This is a genomic window from Brachyspira catarrhinii, from assembly GCF_005518285.1.
Taxonomy (GTDB): Bacteria; Spirochaetota; Brachyspiria; order Brachyspirales; family Brachyspiraceae; genus Brachyspira; species Brachyspira catarrhinii.
In genome coordinates this window covers 1-309 of record NZ_SJDU01000874.1, presented here as the reverse complement: position 1 = coordinate 309, position 309 = coordinate 1, and the positions used below count along the sequence as shown (strand labels likewise).

At 25.2% G+C, this 309-nt stretch carries 1 protein-coding gene; it reads left to right on the top strand.

Annotated features, from left to right (window positions below):
* Window positions 1–10: 10 nt before the first annotated feature.
* A partial coding sequence (locus tag EZH24_RS13705) for a hypothetical protein (protein ID WP_137999508.1) occupies window positions 11–309 on the top strand: 299 nt, incomplete at its 3' end.

Sequence of the window (309 nt, the reverse complement as noted above, 5' to 3'; positions counted from 1 at the left end):
GGTTTGAATTATGAAGGGTTGTTTATCAAAAGTAATAGGTTTTATTGTTATAATTTTTATATTGTATAAAGTATGCGTTTTTATATTAGTTGATTTAAGATTAGAAAATGCAGACGAAGATTTTATGGATGGCGTATGGGTTGCAAAAACCGCTATATCTGAAGAATATGGCGATTATGAAATAGTGATGGTATATAATATAGCTTTATCATTTAATAAAAATAATAAATGTGGATATTCCATATTTATATATGATTCTGATTATAATATTCATGAAAATTGGCTTGCTAATAGTTGGACAGATAATAT